At 68.4% G+C, this 19,512-nt stretch carries 13 protein-coding genes and 1 tRNA gene; 7 read left to right on the forward strand and 7 right to left on the reverse strand.

Annotated elements, in window-relative coordinates; all coding sequences use genetic code 11:
* Nucleotides 1-66: 66 nt before the first annotated feature.
* Together AB0K21_RS26690 and AB0K21_RS26695 are read right to left on the reverse strand one after the other, a co-directional pair.
* Entirely contained in the window at nt 67-807 is a 741-nt protein-coding gene (locus tag AB0K21_RS26690; RefSeq protein ID WP_364154184.1) for an HAD hydrolase-like protein, read from the reverse strand.
* A 170-nt stretch (nt 808-977) separates the two neighbouring features.
* On the reverse strand, nt 978-2,207 hold the full coding sequence (locus AB0K21_RS26695; RefSeq protein ID WP_364154187.1) for a hypothetical protein: 1,230 nt from the start codon (nt 2,205-2,207) through the stop codon (nt 978-980).
* Nucleotides 2,208-2,654: 447 nt separating this feature from the next.
* On the opposite strand from AB0K21_RS26695, the gene AB0K21_RS26700 reads away from it, so the two are divergent.
* Nucleotides 2,655-2,717, forward strand: a tRNA-Phe gene (locus AB0K21_RS26700).
* A 210-nt stretch (nt 2,718-2,927) separates the two neighbouring features.
* A complete protein-coding gene (locus AB0K21_RS26705; RefSeq protein ID WP_364154190.1) occupies nt 2,928-3,389 on the forward strand; it encodes a hypothetical protein in 462 nt (153 codons plus the stop codon).
* Between the two features lie 144 nt (nt 3,390-3,533).
* Here AB0K21_RS26705 and fmdA read toward each other — a convergent pair whose 3' ends face one another.
* Nucleotides 3,534-4,790 (reverse strand): formamidase, encoded by a 1,257-nt coding sequence (gene fmdA / locus AB0K21_RS26710; RefSeq protein ID WP_343972592.1) that lies wholly within the window; start codon nt 4,788-4,790, stop codon nt 3,534-3,536.
* A gap of 30 nt (nt 4,791-4,820) precedes the next feature.
* Nucleotides 4,821-5,102, reverse strand: coding sequence for a zinc ribbon domain-containing protein (locus tag AB0K21_RS26715; RefSeq protein WP_343972595.1), 282 nt, complete (start codon nt 5,100-5,102; stop codon nt 4,821-4,823).
* A gap of 883 nt (nt 5,103-5,985) precedes the next feature.
* Between AB0K21_RS26715 and AB0K21_RS26720 the strand changes: the two genes are divergently transcribed.
* Nucleotides 5,986-8,151 (forward strand): prolyl oligopeptidase family serine peptidase, encoded by a 2,166-nt coding sequence (locus AB0K21_RS26720; protein WP_364154195.1) that lies wholly within the window; start codon nt 5,986-5,988, stop codon nt 8,149-8,151.
* Between the two features lie 146 nt (nt 8,152-8,297).
* The gene (locus AB0K21_RS26725) at nt 8,298-10,409 is read left to right on the forward strand and encodes a hypothetical protein (RefSeq protein WP_364154198.1); all 2,112 of its coding nucleotides are present in this window, start codon (nt 8,298-8,300) and stop codon (nt 10,407-10,409) included.
* Between the two features lie 302 nt (nt 10,410-10,711).
* On the opposite strand, the gene AB0K21_RS26730 is transcribed toward AB0K21_RS26725, so the two are convergent.
* Nucleotides 10,712-11,977 (reverse strand): MFS transporter, encoded by a 1,266-nt coding sequence (locus AB0K21_RS26730; protein WP_364154201.1) that lies wholly within the window; start codon nt 11,975-11,977, stop codon nt 10,712-10,714.
* A gap of 565 nt (nt 11,978-12,542) precedes the next feature.
* Nucleotides 12,543-14,822: a tetratricopeptide repeat protein gene (locus AB0K21_RS26735; RefSeq protein WP_364154204.1), complete on the reverse strand. Its 2,280-nt coding sequence runs from the start codon at nt 14,820-14,822 to the stop codon at nt 12,543-12,545.
* A gap of 271 nt (nt 14,823-15,093) precedes the next feature.
* Here AB0K21_RS26735 and AB0K21_RS26740 point away from each other — a divergent pair, with 271 nt between their 5' ends.
* The 3 genes from AB0K21_RS26740 to AB0K21_RS26750 all read left to right on the forward strand — a co-directional run bounded on the left by AB0K21_RS26740 (nt 15,094) and on the right by AB0K21_RS26750 (nt 17,263).
* Nucleotides 15,094-15,279 carry a hypothetical protein gene (locus AB0K21_RS26740; RefSeq protein WP_343972611.1) on the forward strand — a complete coding sequence of 62 codons (186 nt, stop codon included), beginning with the start codon at nt 15,094-15,096 and terminating at the stop codon, nt 15,277-15,279.
* A 270-nt stretch (nt 15,280-15,549) separates the two neighbouring features.
* Nucleotides 15,550-16,680, forward strand: a complete 1,131-nt coding sequence (locus AB0K21_RS26745; RefSeq protein ID WP_364154208.1) for a hypothetical protein — start codon at nt 15,550-15,552, stop codon at nt 16,678-16,680.
* 85 nt (nt 16,681-16,765) lie between these two features.
* Nucleotides 16,766-17,263, forward strand: a complete 498-nt coding sequence (locus AB0K21_RS26750) for a hypothetical protein (protein ID WP_343972617.1) — start codon at nt 16,766-16,768, stop codon at nt 17,261-17,263.
* A gap of 130 nt (nt 17,264-17,393) precedes the next feature.
* On the opposite strand, the gene AB0K21_RS26755 is transcribed toward AB0K21_RS26750, so the two are convergent.
* Nucleotides 17,394-19,487 carry an MMPL family transporter gene (locus AB0K21_RS26755; protein ID WP_364154212.1) on the reverse strand — a complete coding sequence of 698 codons (2,094 nt, stop codon included), beginning with the start codon at nt 19,485-19,487 and terminating at the stop codon, nt 17,394-17,396.
* Nucleotides 19,488-19,512: the final 25 nt, after the last annotated feature.

The following is a 19,512-nucleotide window of genomic DNA, read 5'->3' on the forward strand; positions in this document are numbered from 1 at the left end:
CCACACATCGTCCAGTGATCTCATACGGGTAGGCCGCTCCCCATGGTGACGTTGGAGGGGGTCGCGCTACATGGGTGATGTTGTGATGCCTTCATTGATGGGGACTGTGGCGAGGGCGTCGGCCAAGTGGGGCAGGGATGAGACGACGACCGAGCCGTTGATCTCGGTCATGTGCTTGCGGCTGTCACGCAGGCCGGCGATGCCGATCGCCCGGGTGCCGAGGTCCGCCGCGATCATCATCGCCCGGACGGAGGCGCCGACCACGGTGCATTCGGCGGGTTTCACGGCCAGTGCCTTTCTCGCCCGTTGTACGAGGGCGGTTCCCATCGGTCTGCTCGAAGGACGGTGGTGCCGGTACCCGATGACCGGTCCCACCAGCTGCCGCAGCTCGTGCCGGTCCAGATAGGACTCGATGGTGGCGGAGTAGCGACTGCCCACCACGGCGACGTTCCTACCGCCGGCCTGACAGGCCAGCAGAGCCTCGCGTACGCCGGGCGTGGGAACGGCCGTGGTGACCGCGGTCGTCTCGGCCGCGCGCAGGATGTCCTCCGCCTCGTCGCCGTGGGCGGCACTGACCTGGTGGGCGTAGGCCACCATCCACAGCGGACTGGTCGCCATGAGGAAGGCGATGCTGTCCGGCAGCGGCGCAGGATGTGGGGCCGGGAGGCGCGCGCGGATGTCGTCGGTGATCGCCGACGTGTCCACACCGGCGAACAGGTCGCAGATCACACTGTCGAAAACGAACACCATGGCGCGGGTGCGCTCCAGCACTCGCGCGACATGGGGACGTACTCGCGTGGCAGGCAAGCGGGAACCTCCTGGCCATGATGTCGCAGCTGTCCTGGTGCGGCGCTGTACGAACCGGGTTTTCTTCCTGATGAGGGAAGGTATCAACACGAGGCCGGATGCCTGCCATGCACGTCACGCCCCAGATGGCCGCCACCGCGGCTCACGCGGTGATCGGCTCGATCGATTCGTCAGCCGGTCGCGATGGCGATTCCCGGGAAGGCGGCGGTCGCGTTGCTCCACGGCGCGTAGTACAGCCGCCAGGAGCAGACGCGGCCGTTGGGGACGTAGCCGGTGCAGGGCACCTGAGCGCTGGTGTCGATCAGGGAGATGACCCCCACCGCGTACTGCTGGGTGGTGCCGGACGGTTCGGGAGTCTCCACCGGGCCGCCGCTGTCGCCCTGGCCGGCCACGTTCTTGCGCGTCGGATTCTCAAGAAGGGCCAGGCCGTAGAGCACGCTCTCGGCAAGGTAGATCGTGACGTTGGTCATCTTCACCTGGCAAAGGCAGATGGTGCCCGAGTAGGCGCCGGAGGTGCAGAGCCACATGCCCACGTAGGAGGCGGAGGTGCCGACGACCGGGTTGCTGAACTCCGGCGATACGGTGCCGGGGTTGTTGTTGTAGACGCGGCCGGCGGTGCTCGCGCGGATCAGCATCACGTCGCGGCTGGTGTTGGCATAGGCGATCGGGCCGATCACCTGGCCGGTCGGGTCGGTGGCCGTCTGCCCGATGCTGCCGCAGTGGGCCGCGGACAGCATCCAGCTCGCCCCGCCGGCGGTGACGGCGAAGCCCGTCGAGCAGCCGCGGCCGGTGCCGGTGGTGCGCCAGGCCGCGCCGCCCAGCCAGGGCGCGGCATCGTCCCAGCGGCTGGCCGGGGTCGGTGTGACGCCGGCCTCCACGGTGACCGGTACCGCCGAGTCGGCGACCTTCGAGCGGGTCAGGCCGTAGGCGGCGCCCGAGACCGTCAGGCCCGAGCCGTCGACGTTCGGCGCGATCGAGGTGATCGCGCCGCCGGAGGTGCGGCCGAGACGGTTCGTCTCGCTCTCCAGTTCCCGGGCCGAGTAGGCCGCGGGCAGGACACTGACCGGGACGTCCCGGCGTAGTCGGCCGACCAGGTCGTCGATGCGCTCGGGGGTGTCTCCCTTCCAGTAGACACGCAGTTCGCGGTTCTCCGGCGCCGCGACGATGCCGGCGAACCCAATGTCGCCCTGCGTCCTGACGGCGGCGGTGACGCGGTCTGCGGCCTTGACCAGCTTCTCCTGGGTGGCCACCAGGTCCTTCCAGGAGGCGAAACCGCCCGGGACCTCGCCGGTCGGCTCGACGGCCCGGGTGATGGCGTTCTCGGGGGAGGCGGGAGCGGGGGCCGCGGTGGCCTGGATGGCGTTCATCGCGACCAAGGCGAGGGCGACTCCCAGCGCCACTGCCGGACGACCGGCGGATCGTGAGGCTCTTGCGGTGATCGGGGGGATTTTCACCGGATGCTCCTCTGCGTTTCACTTGCGGGGATACATCCGATATTTCATGAGTTTACGGCACAATCAATGTCTTGACATGTATTTTCAGAGTGGTAAATCGATGAAGTCAGACAATATCGTGTTGGGATTCCGGCCTCGGGCTCAGGGCCTGTTACGCATCTCCGTCTGGCCGTTCGGGAGTTGAGGTCGCCCAGTTCGGGGCCGGTCTGAGGCTTCCGCCTGCTCGGCAATGCCTCAGCCGTTGATTTCCAAGATGACCGGAAAAGAGTCCTATCGAACCGAGCGAAGCGATGATGCCCACACTGAAGATGAGTGACGCGGTCACGGGCAAGGCGGCCGACGGGACGTACGTGCCCAAGGCGGGTGACGTCATCGCCTTTTCGCCCCCGAATGAGCGGAGCAGGGTGATCGCGCCGCCTGAAAAGCGGAAGGTCGGCGGTTCGACCCCGCCTCTGAGCACAGTGGCCGAGCAGCACGAACGCCCCGAGCCGATCACGGCCGGGGCCTTCTTGGTTCTGGTCGACGGCGGTGCTGCCGACAGGGTGGGTCGGCCGATACGAGGCCCTCGCAGGTCGGTCGAACGAAATGACCGCATGACTCCGGGGCATTCCAGAGTGGCCAGGGCTTCCCTGTTGAATGAATGCGCAGGGGCGCTAGATTTTGATGATGAAGCGCTCAACGATCGCGGTGCTCGTGGCCGCCTGTATGGGGGTCGGTGCCGCCTTAGTGGCTTTTGTCGCTTTTTCGGCGTCAACCGATGGGTGTACCGCTGAGGATGACCGGCTCATCGCCTCCCTGGGCAAGCTCGACATCCTCGATGCTCATCCGGCGCACGCGAAGCCCCAGGGGGGGCGCGGATCCGGTTGTGACAGTGTCTACCGGACGGTGACTGTCAGTCAGGCTTACCGTCCTTCGGGCCAGGTGGCCGAGATGCTGTCCTTTTATCAGGACGCCGCGACCGTGGACGGTTGGAAACCCTCTCCGAAGGATGAAGGCGGAGTGGTGAACTGCTTTGTCAAATCCGTCGACGGTAGAGATGTTCACCTCTCGGTGTTGTTCCTGGAAACGGAGGACGATGACTACGAGGTGAACGTGAGCTCCTCCGTGAGCGGCAGGAGTCGGTGTTGAGCTTCGACCTCCTGGAACACGACGAAGGCCTGCGGACGGGGTGAGGACGGGCCGGCTGGCGGGCATGCCGCGCATGCCCGCGTTCGGGACGACGGGTCCACGATGCGGGTCCCCGTGATCGGGCCGCGGGAGGCGGTCAGCGGTTCAGTCGAAGCCGGCGTGCGGTGCGCTGGTGCCCTGTGGCACGCGGAGCGGGCCGGACGCGCCGGGACGGACGTCGAAGTCGAAGATCGCGGTTGGCAGGTAGACGGTGGCGCAGGAGTTGGGAATATCCACCACCCCCGACAGCCGGCCCTCGATCGGCGCGGCGCCGAGCAACAGATACGCCTGCTCGGGGCTGTAGCCGAACGCCGTCAGGTAGTCGATCGCGTGCAGGCAGGCCCGCTGGTAGGCCAGTTGCGAGTCGAGATAGCGCTGCTCGCCGTCCAGGGTGACGGACACCCCGGAGAAGGCGAGCCACTCGCTGTACTGAGGGCCGGTGCGGCCCGGCATGAAGATGGCGTTCTCGCCGACGCGGTACGTCTGCATGCCCTCCTTGATGACGTCGACCCGCAGGTCGATGAACCCGCCCATCTCGATGGCACCGCAAAAGGTGATCTCGCCGTCGCCCTGTGAGAAGTGCAGGTCGCCGACCGACAGGTTCGCGCCGGACACGTACACCGGGTAGAAGACTCGGGAGCCCCGGGTGAGGTTCTTGATGTCCTGGTTGCCGCCGTTCTCTCGCGGCGGTGCCGTGCGGGCCGCCTCGGCCGCGACCCGGTCGAACTCGGACGGGGAGACGGAGCCGAGGACGGCGTCCTGGGGCTCGGGAGGCAGGGCCAGCGGCGGCACCCTCTGCGGGTCCGTGGCCCTCAGCGCCGACTCCCGCGCGTTCCATTTCGACAGCAGCGCCGCTGACGGCGCGGTGCCCATGAGTCCGGGGTGGGTGATGCCGGTGAACGACACCGCCGGGATATGGCGCGATGTGGCAGTCTGACCGGAGAAGTCCCAGACCGCCTTGTAGGCGTCGGGGAACTGCTCGGTGAGGAACCCGCCGCCGTTCCTGGTGGGGAAGATCCCGGTGTAACCCCAGCCCTGGCCGGCCAGCGGGCCGCTGTCCTCCTGAGGGATGGGCCCCAGGTCGAGGATGTCCACGACCAGCAGGTCGCCCGGCTCGGCTCCCTCCACCGCGAACGGGCCGCTGAGCGCGTGCACCTTCGTCAACGGGGCGTCACGGATGTCCTCGGCGGAGTCGTCGTTGTGGATCGCACCGTCGAACCACTCCCGGCAGTGGACCCGGAAGCTGTCGCCGGGCTTGACCCATGCCACCGGCGGGATCGCGGGGTGCCAACGGTTGTGACCGATCTTGGCCTGGTCGGTGAACTTCCTCTTCGAGTCGAGCGGGAAAATCAACTCTGGCACGGCTGGGTTCCTTTCGGCGCTGCGAGACGGTCACGGCCGCGGCAGGCGGCCGGTAGCGGGATGGACGGCCACCGCGCCTCCGGCGCGGCGCCGCGGCAGGGACGTGACGACTTCCGGCTCGGAGGCGCTGCGCTCCGCGCGCTGCAACCGAGCGGCCACGGCGGCCGGAGTGCGCGCCAGCATCGGCGCTGAGAACGCCCGAACCGAGGCCGCGCCGCAGTCCGGGCACGGCACCGCAGCGGGTGCGGTGCCTATCCGAAAAGTGACCTCGATTTCTGAGCAGTGCGGACACCGATAGGCATATACCGTCATAGCACGCGCCCTTCGAGCGACTTCGATTCGGTCCTCCCCGGTCGTGATCCCTCTCTACCGACGTGATCTCGGAAAACAGTCTCAGAGTCGGATGTATCCGCAATTTAACGTGTGAATGGAATGCAATCCATCTCACTTCCGCCAACTTGCTCGCACGGTAAGGTAGATCGCTTATTCCACAGGCGAAAATACGAGGAGATGTTCCTTCGTGCTCAATGTTCTGGCCGGTGGTGACGTTCCCGGCCCGCTGTCGGGAAATGTCGGTCTTTGACCGTTGCTTAGCTGATCATCGCTGATTCTTGGCGGCGAAGATCGGTGGCACGTCCAAGGGGATGTCACGCGGCGATCCGCAGGCCGTCCTCGTCCGGGTCGCGGATCAGCCGGACGCCGGCGGGTCCGAGGGAACCCGCCGGGCCCGCGATGATTTCGGCGACCTGCCGATCGTTCCCGGTCTCACGATTCGAGAACGCCGCCGGCCCTGGGGGCCATCTCGAAAGGCTCCGAATTGAGATCGATCCGAACACGGCATTCCAGTATGCCTTTTTCTTTTACCTGAAATTTTAGCGGGAGGATAGTCGATATGGCAGGTCCGCGCGCCGGGGATCCAGGAGGATTGGCGCTCACCATCGAGGGTGACGCCGGTGTTTATCGATCCCGGGCCCGGGGATACTTGTCGTCGTAATCGCTCATTCCGGGCGAATCAACGAATCCGGGAGGCTGACATGAATGGCTACCTACCGTATCGTGATTCCACTCCGACTACCCGCATTGGGGGCGTACGCGGCTGGCAGGCGGACATTCTTCGCGGCGAGTCGTAGCTGAATGAGCCGAGGTGCTGCGGTGCGTAAAGGCCGCAGTGCCTCGACCTGTTGCAGGCGGGGCGATGCATCGGGGGGCGTCTGTGGTGCGATTGTTCTACCCTGCCGTCTGGCGCAGCGATGCGGTGGAGGATCTGTTCGGATTCCCGGTCCCCGATCCCTACCGGTGGTTGGAAGACGGCGATGACGCGCGCGTGCGGGACTGGGCCGCGGCCCAGGATCATCTCTTCCGCGCGTATCGCGCCGGATGGCGTGAGAGGCGATCGTGGGCGTCCTTGGTGGACCAGGTGTCATCCTTCGGCGTCTCGGAGCCTCCGATGGTGCGTGGTTCGGTCATGTTCCTTGCCGAGCAGCTCCGTGGGGACGAGCAACGGCGCCTGCTCGTCGTTGACACCGAGGGGAACAGGCGGGTGCTGGTCGATCCGGTAGAGATCGATCCGTCCGGCCACACCGGGCTGTACGCCTGGTGGCCGTCGCGCGAGGGCGAACGCGTGGCCGTCCAGATGGAGGTCGCCGAGCAGCCCGGCAGCGACATCCTGGTGCTGGACGCGCGTACCGGTGAGGTGCTGGACGGGCCGTTGCCACGCGCCCGTAACACCTCGCTCGCCTGGCTGCCGGGAGGGGACGCGTTCTACTACGTCAGCCGTGTTCCCGATGAGGAACTGGCCCCGGGCGACATGCGTCTGCAGCGGCGGGTGAGGTTGCACCGGATCTGTTCCCCCTGGCAGACCGACGCGGTGGTGTTCGGCGGCGACGATGCCCCGGACCACTATTACGGGCTCACGGTCAGCGCCGACGGCCGTTGTCTGGCGATCACCGCGATGGTCGGCCCCGCCTCACACAACGATGTGTACGTGGCCGAGCTCGTCGATCCGGAAGCCCCGCATTTCGTCAAGGCCGTGGACGGACGCGCCATAGGCGCCCGTGTTCTCCCACGCTTCCTCGCGGACAACGACCTGCTGCTGGTCACCGACCACCAGGCCCCGTGTGGCCGCATCTGCGTGGCGCACCGGCACGACACCGACCCGGCCGCGTGGCGCGCGCTGGTAGCCGAAGATCCCCAAGCCCCCTTGGACGAGTGCCTGGTCCTGGACGACCCGGCGCTTCCACGGCCCCTTCTGCTGGTGGCACGCACCCGCCACGGCATCTCCACCCTGACACTGCACGACCTGGCCAGTGGGCGGCTGCTCACCGGTCTGCCCCTTCCCGGTGCGGGCGTCGTGTCGTCCCTGCGCACGAACGTCCCACACGGGCATCACGCGTGGTTCAGCTACTGCGACGCGACCACGCCTCCTACCATCTATCGCTACGACGCCACCAGCGGGAGGACGGAACAGGAAACCGGCGCCACTACAGCCGGACACACTCCGGAGATTCACAGCCGCAGCGTTCGCTATCCCGCCGGCGACGGTACCGAGATCACGCTGTTCCTGTTCACCCCGGCCGAAGAACATCGGGGCCCCCGCCCCACCCTCCTCTACGGCTACGGCAGCTTCGGCATGCCGATGCGCCCGTGGTTCTTCCCCGCGGCGGCCGCGTGGGTCGGCGCCGGCGGCACCTACGCGGTCGCCTGTGTACGCGGAGGCGGCGAAGAAGGCCAACGCTGGCACGACGCAGGCCGCGGAGCACACAAACATCGCGCGGTCAGCGACTTCAACGACGCCGCGACCTGGCTCATCGACACCGGCCGAACCACCCGCGACCAACTGGCGATCTTTGGTCAGTCCGCCGGCGGGCTACTGGTCACCGCCGCCGCCACACAGCGGCCGGACCTGTACGCCGCGGTCATCGCCGAAGGCCCGCTGTGCGACATGGTGCGCTACGAACACTTCGGCCTGGGGTGCACATGGACCGACGAATTCGGGACCGCCTCCCAGCCCGAACAACTCCAATGGCTACTCGCGTACTCCCCGTACCACAACGTCACACCCGGAGACTCCTATCCCGCATTCCTGCTCACCGGCGCGGTGACCGATCTGCAGACCGGAGAGGCGCACGTCACCAAGATGTGCGCGGCCCTCCAAAACGCCACCAGCGGTGACCGGCCGATCCTCATGCGCCGAGAGCCCGACACCGCCCACGCCGCCTCTCCCGCGAGCAAAGAGCGCGCCCTGACCGCGGACATCCTGGCCTTCGCCGGAGAACACACCGGTCTGTCACCGAAGAAAGCAACCACGCGTCTTCACGAGACCGACGCGGAACCACATGGAGACGGGCTGGAAGTGCATTGAAGATCCTGCGTTCCGGTCCCGCTTCGGATGGTTCGGGACCAGACGTCGGCTTTCGCGTTCCGAGCCGGATCGACTGAGGTGACAGGCGTCATCGCCTCCCGGAAAACCTGCAGATTACAGGCGTGTTCCGGTTATAAGGTGCGCTCGTGGAAAATCTTGAAAGCCTCGTCATCGCCAGGCGGCTTCGGGTTCCCGTCGACGCTCTCGACGCCTTCGCGCCGGGCCGGGGGGAGACGGCCGCCCGTCAGCTCGACGCCGCGCTGTTGAGCGTCGGCTTCAAGTGCTCGGCGGCTCTGCTCGAACACCTGACGAGGCTGCCCGGCGAGACCGTGTCGGATCTCGGCGTACGGGTCCTGGCCACCGTCCGCGGCCTGGTGGGCGACCACGTCCAGCACAACGCCTACTTCGTCGACTTTCCCGCGAACGTGCCCGACACCCTGGAGTTCTGGGCCGGTCTGCTGCGTGAGGCCCTGCTCGACCCGGTCGCCGCCGCGCGGGTCCAGCCGCCGACGCTCGACCTGCTGACTCTGCCGGGCTATGGCCGCTACCGGCACACCTACGCCGACCTGCTGGCCGCTCACGCCGAGCTGATCCCGCTGGCCGGGGACCGGGTGACCGTGCTGGAGCTGGGCGGGAGCCTGGAATCGGAGGCGCGTGAGCTCTACTTCTCGCTGGCGGGCTCCGAGGTGCCGCCGGCCGCCGAGGATCTGGCGGCGTTGCGTTCCCTGGCGTCGTTCTGCGCTGACCAGCCGGAGCGCATCCCCATGCGTGAGAACCGCGCGGTCATCAACGAGGTGCGGCTGGCCGCCGGCCGGCCGCTGCTCGTCGACACGGTGACCGACGTGCTCCGGCTCGCCTGCGGCTGCTCCGGCGGCGATGTCACGCTGGCCACCCCCACCAGGATCCGCTCGTTCCGCCGCGCCGAGCGTCGCGCCCTGCTGCAGGCCTTGGACACCGTCGCCTCCCCGGCCAAGCTCGGTGACGTGCCACGCCATCGGGAGCAGTGGAAGCGGCTCGGCGAGCGGCTGCATCCCCACGAGTACCCGCGGTTCCCACGTGCCGCCGCCGTCTTCGAGGTGGCCAGAGGCGTGCGTAGGGCCGTCGGCTTCGACAGCCGCGTCGAGGCCGCACTGTCGGCGGGCCGTACCTCCGACGCCGTCGAACTGCTGGGGAAGGCGCCCGGTGCGCTGCTGCGCCGCCTCGACCACCTGCTGCGGATCGGCCTTTCCGCGCCGACCGTGCTGGACGCCGCGGAAAACGCCGTGGCGGGCGCCTCCGGCCGCCTCCTGTTGTCCCTGCGCGAGCACCTCCAGAACCGGCTCGCCCCCGCCTCCGGCCGCGTCTTCACCAACCGGTACGGCAGGGCATGGGCGACGCCCGACTCCCGCTCGCCGCTTGAGGAGGAGGTCCTGTCTCGGGCGCTCGCCATCCTGGACGAGGAGATCGTCCGCCGCCTCCCCGATCCCGGCGCACTGATCGTCGATCCCGACGTGCTCGACGTCGCCCTGCCGCTCTCGGGCAAGGCCGTCTCGCCCGGGCTCGGCATGCTGCCCCGCGGCTCGCTTTCGACGGTGGACGGAGAGTTGCTCAGGTTCTTCGTCCACTGGCGGCAGGCTGAGCGGCGCACCGACTACGACCTGTCCGCGCTCATGCTCGACGCCTCCTACGGCAACGCGACGCACATCTCGTGGACGAACTACGGCAACGACTTCGCCGAGTACTCCGGCGACCTCACCGAGGCACCCCACGGCGCGTCGGAGTTCATCAACATCCGTCTCGCCGACGCGACTCGGCCGATCATCATTCCGCAGGTCAACATCTACGACGGAGAGCCGTTCGACGAGGCTGCCGAGGCGTTCTTCGGCTATATGACCAGGGAAGCCGGGCAGGAAGGCAGGCCGTTCGAGCCGCGTACCGTGCGTACGAAGTCCGACCTGCGGGGCTCGGGCCGGATCGCCCTGCCGCTTGTCTTTCTCCGTGATGACAACGGCGGATGGCGGGTGAAGTGGCTGCACCTCTACCTGAAGGGACGTCCCGGCTTCAACCAGGTGGAGGGCAACCGGGTCACCACCTCGTTGCTGACGCGTTCGATCGTGGAACGCGACTACCTGCGAGTCCGATACCTGGCCGATCTGCTGGGTAAGAGAGGCTCTTCAGCGGAGCACACCACCTACATCGGATTGGCGGCGCCGGCCGACCTGCCGCCGGGCTCGCGGGTGTACACGCCAGGGACGCTGCACGAACTGATTCCCGCCTGATATCGTGAAGATCGCGAGGCCATGGGAGGGCTTCCTTCTCACACCCGATTTGGATCCTAGCCTTCCCGCTTTCCTCGCATTCTGGTCGTGAGGCCATCTGAGAGCTTCCTTCTAACCTGGTTCGATTCCAGGTAGACCCCGGTGGGTCTGCTGGTATATCCAGCTCTTGGGCCTTCCTCACGACCGGTCCGCTGCGAAACGCCGCCGATTACTTGCCGTAGCAGTACTTGTCGGTGATTCCGACGTCGGCGAAGCGGACGGTTCTCCAGGCGGTGTAGGGAGCGCGCCTTGGAAAAGATGCTTTATATGACAGGGTCGGGTCTCTCTGCAGTCATTCGGGCGACGATCATCCGCCAGAGGGCGAACTGCAGCAGGGCGAGGAGCACGGCGGAGGGCATCAGGGTCCAGATACCGGCGCTCTGTCCGATGGCGCCGGTCAGCCAGGGGAGCACCGCGCCGCCGATGACCGATATCCCGTTCATGATGCCGATGGCGGTCGGCACCAGCCGGGCCGTGGTCAGATCAGGCACCACCGCCATGGCCGTCGGGAAGACGGGCCCGAGAAAGAAGCCGAGCAGGAGGAAACCGGCGGTGGCCACGGCCGCTCCCGGTGCCGCCCAGGTGAGTACCGCGCTCGCCGTCACGCCGGCCAGGCAGGCGTAGGTCATGCCGACCGCGGTCAGTCCCATCCTGGTGGCGACCGGACTGATCAGGAACCGGCCCAGGGTCAGCCCGAGCCAGTAACCGCTGGAGATGTACCCGGCGGTCAGGCCGGTCTGCGCGTGCTCCTCGACCAGGAAGGTGAACCCCCAGTTGCCTACACTGATCTCCAAACCGACGTACACGGCGAGAAACCCCGAGGCCAGTGCCACCGCGGGCGAGCGCATGGCGGCGGTCAGCAGACCGCCCCGCTCCGGTTCGGAGCCCTCGGGGTCTGCCGGAGGCAGCAAGGCGTCAGGGTACGGAGGCCCCGCCGGCACGGGGCGCTCGGCCGCACCGTCACCCGCGGGGGTGCGCCTGGGATAGGCCACCAGGAAGCCGGCCACCAGCGGCAGGCACGCCACCGCCAGCACCAGCCACACGGCCGTCCACGGCAGGAAGGTCAGCATCCAGGCGGCCGTCAACGGGCCGAGAAGCGCGCCGACACCAAAGAACGCGTGCAGGCGGTTGAGCAGCGTCGTGGCCGAGGGCAGCTCTGTGAGGTAGGCGTTGAGCACCGACTCCAGCACGCCGATGCCGTAGCCGGCCACCAGCTGCACTGCCAGGAAGGCCACGAACGGCGGGCGGCTTGCCATGTACAGCGTGGCCATCACGTACAGGCCGCCGCCGATGGCGAGGGCCAGGCGCGTACCGAGGCGCTCAAGCAGCGGGCCCGTACCGGATCCGGCGAGCATGAACCCGGCGGAGGACACGAAGAAGGTGATCCCGATCGTCGTCATGTCGACGCCGTAGTCGCCGATCAGCGCGGGCAGCAGCACTCCGCCCACACCGGCGTTCAACCCGGCCAGCACAAAGGTCGCGTACGCCAGGGCGACCGGCGCCCGCCACGGGCTCCTAGGGACGGGCACATGCTCTCCAGCGCGGATGGGATTCAGACACGTTGAAGCTCAGAGCACAGTGCGATCAGGGTAGCCCGAGGCCGGATCACAGACCAGATCTCGACGATGCCGAATTGGCGGGGCTTTCCGGAAAATCGAAACCAGCGATGGTCGGATTCCGATTCTGCCGCAGCCTCTCGAAGAGGTCGTCGATGGGAGTGGTCCCCGCCGGCCACTTGAGATGGTGTCGAAGTCGGCGTCCGCGTGCAGCACGGTGAGCTTGCGGTACCGAGCCGTCACCGCCATGAGGAGATCGACCAGGGAGGCGCTCCGCTGCCATCCCTTGTCAGCGAGATCGCGTTGCAACCCGCTCGTCTCGTCCCAGGCCGGCAGAGGTTGTCCGGAGCTGTCGGGGTGTCGCGTCGGCGAGCGGGTTTAGCAGGGTGACATGCACTTGGGTTACCCCATGGGCAGGCAGAATCAGACTTTGACGATCTACCCGGGGTGCGGGCACAGGTCGTTCCCCGCTGAGCACTGACGGCAACGTCCATCACCACAGCCGCCCGTGGGACGCCGATTCGGAATCCCGCTATTTTCAGGTCGCGGCCCGGGAGCCGGGCGACTGGAGCTTGCGGCGTAGGTCACCGGCCTGAGGGTGGCCGAGATCGCGGAAGATCTCGTACGCCTCCAGCCAGCGCTCGCGGGCCGTCTGCGGGTCCCCGGTGGCCTCGCTCGCATCACCGAGGTGCCCGAGAAGCTGGGCCCGTAATTCGGGGCTGTCCATCGTGCCGGCCAGCCGGAGGCCACGCCCGTAGTGCCGGATCGCGGTCTCCGGATCGCCCAGCCGCTGGTACAGCAGGCCCAGCGTGTCCAGGGTGACCACCTCGTTGGCCCGGTTACCCGCCCGTTGCTGCAGATCCAGCGCTCGCAGCTGGAACTCCAGTGCCTGTTGATAGGCACCGAGCTCGGAGTGGTACCAGCCCACCGCGAGGCTGGCCTTGCCCGCCCAGAGCGGGTCGTCGAACTCGGTGAAGAGCGACAACGCCTGCTCGGCCTGGTCGAGCGCACGCTCACTGTCGCCTTGCAGCCAGTACACGTAGGACAGCACGAAGCGGTTCTCCGCCTCGCCCGCCCGGTCTCCGGCGGTGAGACTCAGTTCGAGCGCCTGCCGCATGTGGGCGTGCGCGTCGTCGAACCGGTCGAGCCGGCCGTTCACCGCGCTCAGGAAGCGGTGCGCGTGCGCCGCCGCCGGGCGGTCGGTCATGGCGGTCGCCGCGCGCAGTGCCACCGCCCACGCCGCCCCTTCGTCGTGCCAGCGCCGCTGGTCGTTCAGGAATGTGTCCAGCGCCCAGCTCAGCTGCCACGCGTGCCGGTGCATGCCCTCCTCCTCGGCCTGCCGCAGCGCGGTCAGCAGCACCGCGTGCTCGGTCTTCAGCCATGCCAGGGCGGCCGGGAGGTCGAATACGTGTTTCGGCTCGGCCCCGTCCGCGGGCGCGCCGAGGGTCATCGGGATGGGCGCGCGCACCGGATTCAGCACCAGCTCCGCGTGGTAGGCAGTGTGCGTGTAGTGGTCGAGCAGCCGGGTCAGCGCCGCCTGCCGCACGGCCTCGGCCTCCTCGGCCCGGGCGCGCTCGCCGGCGTAGGCGTGCAGCAGGTCGTGCATTCGGTAGCGGCCAGGCGCATGCTCGGTGATCAGGCTGGCGTGGGTCAGTTCGGCCAGCGTCCGCCGGACATCGGGCAGCGCCCGGCCGGTTAACGCGGCCGCGGCGGCCACCGAGATGTCGGCGCCCGCGGCGAGCCCGAGCAGCCGGAACAGTCGTGCGGCGTCCCGGCTCAGCGCATCGTAGGACCAGGAGAACACGGCGTCGATCTCGAGGGCCGCGAGCCGGCCCCCTGGGTGGCGTAGCTCCGCGGCTATCGCCTCGGGCTGGAAGCCGGTCAGCCGCGCCCGCGCACCGACCAGCGCCAACGCCAACGGGAGCCGTCCGCACGCGGCCGCGATCGCGGCCACGGCGTAACCGTCCGCGACCTCAGCCCCTGGGCGCCGACCGGTGTCCGGGGCGGACCGGGAACGGGGTGACCGGGTGTTCGAATCGGCCTTCTGCGGGGCGCCGGTGCCGAGCCGGCGGTTGAGCAGCTCGACCGCCTCCTCGATGTCCGGGATGTCCAGCGTCAGCGCGGCGGCGCCGGTCTCGGCGATCAGGGCGGTGAGCTGCCGACGGCTGGTGACGACCGTGCGGGTGGCCGGGCCGGCCGGGAGCAGCGGCCGGACCTGGTCGGCGTCGCGGGCGTTGTCGAGCACGACCAGCAGGTGGCGGTCGGCGGATCGGCTACGGTAGAGCGCCACCTGCGCCGCGAAGCCGGGCGGGACGCGGTCGGGCGGCACCCCGAGGGCGTCCAGAAATCCGCGGACCACCTCGGCGGGGTCGACCGTGGCGTGCTGGGAAAAGCCGCGCAGGTCCACGTACAGCTGGCCGTCCGGAAAGCTCGGCGCGACCAGGTGAGACCAATGCACGGCGAGTGAGGTCTTGCCCACTCCGGCCGGGCCGGAGATGGTGACCACCGCGGCAGTGGCCGCGTCGAGCGTGCGCAGCGCCTCGGCACGACCGGTGAATCCGTCGACGTCGGCGGGTAACTGCGCGGGCACCGGTGGGTGTCCGGCGTCTGGCTGCGCGGCGAGCTGGAAGACGGCCCGGTCCGCCGGGGACAGCTTCAGCGTGTCGGCGAGCACCCGGACGGTGCTGGACCGGGGCACTGTGACGCGGCCGGACTCGATCTCGCGGATCTGTCGCTCGCTGATGCCGGACAGGGCGGCCAGTTCCTCCTGTGTGAGCAGTGCACGAATCCGGAAGTCACGCAGCACGCTGCCGAACATCGATCCCCTTCCCGCCGATCCACGGTATTCGATCACGTTCGTGGCGTTCGCAGCCTAACCGCCGGTTAACCGCCGGTCGAGCGCCTGCCGCCGGGCCGCTGCGGTTGGTTCGCTGGAGGGACCTCACCGGGGTTCTACCACTGGAGGAAAGATGAAGTTCTGCACGCGAAGGCGGCGCTCGCCGCGGGGGCAGCGCTGATGGTCGCCATGACGGGCGCGGTCGTCACGATCGCTCCCATCATGGTGATGGGCCGGCGGCGAGGCGTGTGGGGTGACCGTCCGATACGGCCCCCGGCGCGGCGACGTGGGCTACGGCAGGACGACATGTGGCGGCACGGTCCACGAGAACGCCGTGCTCGACAACCCCGGCGAGGCGGCTCCAGGTCTGACGGGCCGGGCGGCCAGACCTGACAGCCGGACCGAGATCGGCCAGTACGAGCGCATGGTGAGCTGCTGATCGCAATCGTCCGGTGATCGGCCGGAGCGGGTGGCCCGGCCCGCTCCGGCCGCCGGGTTCCGCGGACGGGTTCGCCAGGCCCAGCCGTCTTGATGACGCGGAATGGCGCCGGGCTCTCTCCCCGGAGCTCCGGCCACGCCGAAGAGCTCTTTCCGCTGCCTTACTCCCGGCCCGGGGCCGGGGTTCGTTTCCTCCACCTCTCCCCTCGGCCCTACAGCCTTACGGGAAGCCATGAGCACTATTCGCATGAGAGCAATCACGTTTCTGACAATGTCGGTTCTACTGCTGTGCGCGTCGATGACGGTCTCGGCACAGAGTGCCGGCGCGCACGCCACCACCACGGTGATGACGGAGACCGGCTGCGATCACATCCGTGATCGATTCCGGTCACTCGCCCGTCAGGGCAAGAAGAAGGTGCTGTGCGTCGCGCCGGTGGCACAACGGCCCAGCAGATCGGTCCTGAGTTCGACGAGCGCCGCCGCCGACCCACCGCCCCTGCCCGGCTGGTGCATCGACCCCCCTGACGATCAGTCGAAGAGCGCGTGGAAGACCAGGCGATTCGCCGCCTGCCTGATCAACTACGCGACCGTCAGCGTCTACGACACCACCACGGGGCTTCTGCTCGGCCGCACCACCGTGAACTACATCCATTTCATCGGCATGTTCTACGACAGCCTGGAACTCACCGATGTCTTCGCGATCGTCCGCTTCTTCTCCGAGGGGGAACTGGCCCCGGACGACGCGATCAGTTTCCGCCTTGTGGCGAGTTGTTCCGTCGGCTGTACGGCGGGCGACTTCGGCCCCGCGATCACACTGCCCGAGAATTCCACCCGGTCTCTGACCCCACCCGTACCCCATCTGGTGAACGTGCCCCAAGATGGCCTGCGCACCGTTCACACCACCTATGAGTTGCAGCTGACGCATCCGGGTGGGGACACGGAAGTGATCAACTATTTCCCGCCCGCCCAGGGCCCCTACCCCTCGCCGGACATTCGCTGCGACAAGATTCTCAGCGGCGCCGGCTGCGTCATACCGAGTTTCGCCCCCACGCTCAGCGGACTGACCGACTATCCGGCGGTCAGCGCTCACATCAGGACGGCGCAGGCAGGCGGGCTTCCCGGGGCCCCCGGCACCACGCCCCTTCACCGACTGGCCGACGCGGCCAAGGTTAGGCAGAACCGGGACATGGCATGCCCCGACTGGCTGCCCCGTCCCTCAGGGCAGACATGCGACGAATACCCCATGGCACGCACCTGGGAGGGTGCCTGGACGAGCGGCGGCGCCTTCAGCCGGGCCATGGTCCCCGAGGCGGAGAACGAGGGCGCGGGAGGGAAATTCGGAGCACTCGTCCGCTACCAGCGACTGCTGGACCGGGACGCCTTCTGGGTCGATCCCAACTGAGCCGCCGGGACGCCCCCTTCGCGTTCCCCAGCCAGGTCAGGCACCGGACCGGCCATCACGTAGACCCATCTATGAAAGGACAGTCATGACAAGCACCAGCGCGACGCCCTCGAAGCGGTTCAGGAGGATTCTTCTTGCCGTGGTCATCGGAGCGGCGTTCACGGTCGCCGGCCCGATCTCCGCCGCGAGCGCCACCCCATCCGAATGCGACCAGTCCGGGATTCCCGACTACTACCAGGTCGTCATCGGTGCCAGCCCCAATCTGGGCGACCGCACCCTCCAGTTGTGGAACGGCGGTGGCTTCAACTACAGCTATGCCCGGCTCTCACCCCACTACTCGGGCGAGCAGGTGTGGGTCGACCGTAGCCTGAGCGGGATGCCCAGCAGCCTGCCCATGTACCCCACCACCGAGCAGGTGAACGCGAACGGCGGCTGGAAGCAATGCGGTCCGTTCTCCAGCTCCGAAAGCAGCCTTGTCATGAACTGGAACACCAGCCAGCAGCGGCACTACGCGGTCCGGGCCTGCGCGCGCACCGCGATACTCGGCAGCTTCTGCGGCAACTGGTACATCGACCGGACCTGACCGGCCGCCACGGCACCAGGCCGGTGGCTCGCACGTCACCACCGGTCGACCACCCCGCCCACAGCACAGCCCTTCTGAAGGGCTGTGCTGTGGGCGGGCGTCCGGCTTCATCTGCCTTCTGGGCCGGATGTCACCTTGACGCCCCGCTCAGCTCCCGGGACTCCTGCCGTACCTCGGTACGGCCCAGGCGGCTGGGCCACCAAGCCCGCGGGCCCAGGTCCCGTACCAGCGCCGGGACCAGCAGAGACCGCACCACCAGGGTGTCGAGCAGGACGCCGAAGGCGACGATGAAGGCGATCTGCACGAGGAAGGCGAGGGGGATCACCACCAGCGCGGCGAAGGTGGCGGCGAGCACGACGCCCGCCGAGGTGATCACCCCGCCGGTGGTGACCAGCCCCCGCAGCACCCCCTTCTCCGCCCCGAGGTGCGCGGTTTCCTCGCGCACCCTGGACATGAGGAAGATGTTGTAGTCCACCCCCAGCGCGACCAGGAAGACGAAGCCGTACAGCGGCACGGACGCGTCACTGCCGGTGAATCCGAACACGTGCGTGAAGACCAGCGTGGAGACGCCGAGGGTGGCCAGGAAGTTCAGCGCCACGGTGACGACCAGGAGCACGGGCGCCACCAGCGAGCGCAGCAGGACGATCAGGATGAGCAGAATGATCGCCAGGACGACCGGGACGATGAGCAGCGTGTCGTTCTTCGCGGTCTCCGTCGTGTCGTACTGCTGGGCACTGTACCCGCCGACCATGACGCCGTTCTCGGAGGCGAGTGCGGCGCGCAGTCGCTTGACCGTGTTCTGGGCGGCTTCGCTGTCCGGCGCGTCGCTCAACGTCGCCTCCACCAGCGCGAGTCCATCGACGATCTTGGGGGCGTCGCCCGGTCGCCCGCTCTGGGTCACCGCCGCGGCGTCGGACACGCCCTCGACGCCGTCGGCCGCCTTCTCCACGGCCGAGGCACGCTCGGCGGGGGTGACGATGACCGCGGGCTGCCCCGAGCCTCCGGGGAAGTGCTCGCTCAGCGCCGCCTGTGCCGCCACCGACGGTGTGTCGTTCACGAAGGTCTCGTCCAGCGGCACGCCTCTGGCGTTCAGTTGCGGCGCGAAGAGGGCGAGGGCGATGAGAGGCAGGATGGTGGCGATCCAGAGCCGGCGCGGATGGCGGTCGACCAGGGCGGCCACCCGGCCCCAGATCCCGCGGGCCTCGGTGTTGGCCGGACGCGGCTTCGCCGGCCACATGGCGGCGCGGCCCAGCAGGACGAGAGCCGCGGGCAGGAAGGTGAGCGCGCTGAGGGCGGCGCACACGATGCCGATGGCACCCACCGGGCCGAGCGCGCGGTTGTTGGTCAGGTTGCTGAGCAGCAGTGCGAGCAGGGCCAGGGCCACCGTGGCGGCACTGGCGACGATCGGCTCGAACGAGCGCCGCAGCGCGACGCGGCCTGCGGCGAAGCGGTCGCCGGTCGCGGCCAGTTCCTCCTGGAATCGGGCGGTCAGCAGCAGCGCGTAGTCGGTGGCCGCGCCGATGACCAGGATGAACAGGATGCCCTGCACCTGGCCGTCGACCCGGACGATGTCGCGGTCGGCCAGGAAGTACACCACCGCGCAGGCCAGGCCCAGCGCGAAGACCGAGCCCGTGACGATGATGAGCGGCAGCAGCACGCTTCGGTACACCACCAGCAGAATGATCAACACGGTGATCAGCGCCACCCCGAGAAGCAGGCCGTCGATCCCGGCGAAAGCGCCGGACAGGTCGGCTCGGGTGGCCAGCGGTCCGGCGAGCTGGGCCCGCAGGCCGTCGACCGCCACCGCCGAGCCGGTCCGGTCCAGGATCTCCCCGAGCGAGCCTTCAAGGTCGGAACTGAACTGGATCACGCCCTGCAGAGCCCGGCCGTCCTCCGATCCGATGGCGGGTGTGGGTGTCCCGACGACGCCCTCCGTGCCGCGCAGCGAGGCGAGCGCCCGAGTCGCCGCTGCGCTCTGCTCGGGAGTGATGTTCTTCCCGTCCGCGGTCCACACCACGATGAGTGGCTGCGTCTCCCCCTCGCGGAACCTGTCCTGCACCTCCAGTACGCGTGTCGACTCCGCGCTCTGCGGTAGGAAAGAGGCCTGGTCGTTGGTGGACACCTCGGTGAGTTTGCCGGCGAACGGCCCCAGCCCCCCGCCGACGGCCAGCCAGACCAGCACCAGCAGTGCCGGAACAAGCCAGCGGATCGGTTGCCGTGCCATGAAGATCACCTTTCCGTGATGCCAT

Source organism: Streptosporangium sp. NPDC049248 (assembly GCF_040678965.1).
GTDB lineage: Bacteria > Actinomycetota > Actinomycetes > Streptosporangiales > Streptosporangiaceae > Streptosporangium > Streptosporangium fukuiense.